Below are 810 nucleotides of genomic sequence, written 5' to 3' on the forward strand. Positions count from 1 at the left end.
ACTGAAGGCCTGCGAGTTGGCGTTGCTGTCGATGCTGATGGGGCTCGGTCGCAATCCGCTCGGCGCCCTGCTCTGGGCGCTGCCGGGGCTGGTGTCGCTGATCATCAGCATCTTCCTGTTCGCGGTGGTGATCCGGGTAATCCTGAGCTGGGTGAATCCTGATCCGTACAATCCTGCCGTCATGCTGCTCAGCGATGTCACCGACCCGATCATGCGCCCCGCGCAGCGGCTGATCCCGCCGATGAGCGGTATCGATCTGTCACCCATGGTGGTGATGATTAGCTTGGTTTTGCTCGAGATGCTGTTGCTGCCGCCGTTGCGGTTGTTGACCGGTAGTCCTTTCTAATGAAGAGGAAAGTCATACCATGAGCAAAGAGCCCGACAATCTTGTCTTGGACATCTTGCGAACCATGCGCTCTGAGATCCGCGCTGACATGAGCGAGGTCAAGCAGCGCCTGTCGGCGATTGAAGTCCAAGTCTCAGCCATGGGCCAGCAGCTTGCTGGCCTGAGCACGGCGTCCGAAAATAATGACTGACTGGTATCGCTGGGAGGGCAACGACCTCTTACTGCGACTGCGCGTGCAGCCACGCGCTGGCCGCAACGCCTTCGCCGAGCCGTTCGGCGATGCCCTCAAGGTAAAGCTCAAGGCGCCGCCGATCGATGGCCGCGCCAACGCCGAGTTGGTGCAGTTCATTGCTGAGAGTTTCGGTGTCTCGCGCAGCGCGGTCGATCTGGTCAGTGGGCTGCAGAGCCGGACCAAACAGTTGCGGGTCAAAAACCCAGGCCAGCTGACATTGGGCATCAGCGAT

The 810-nt window shown here is 60.1% G+C and carries 3 protein-coding genes; all 3 read left to right on the plus strand.

What is annotated here, in order from left to right; all coding sequences use genetic code 11:
* Nucleotides 1-346: YggT family protein (locus VBE63_RS30690; protein WP_323686731.1), on the plus strand; the 346-nt coding region annotated here is incomplete at its 5' end.
* Nucleotides 347-365: 19 nt separating this feature from the next.
* On the plus strand, nucleotides 366-536 hold the full coding sequence (locus tag VBE63_RS30695; RefSeq protein WP_323686732.1) for a hypothetical protein: 171 nt from the start codon (nucleotides 366-368) through the stop codon (nucleotides 534-536).
* A partial coding sequence (locus VBE63_RS30700) for a DUF167 family protein (protein ID WP_323686733.1) occupies nucleotides 529-810 on the plus strand: 282 nt, incomplete at its 3' end. The genes VBE63_RS30695 and VBE63_RS30700, both read left to right, overlap by 8 nt.

This window comes from Lamprobacter sp. (genome assembly GCF_034860625.1).
GTDB lineage: Bacteria > Pseudomonadota > Gammaproteobacteria > Chromatiales > Chromatiaceae > Lamprobacter.

What these genes read in the sequence shown, in the direction of transcription:
- VBE63_RS30695 (WP_323686732.1), top strand. Translation starts at nt 366, where the DNA reads ATGAGCAAAGAGCCCGACAATCTTGTCTTGGACATCTTGCGAACCATG.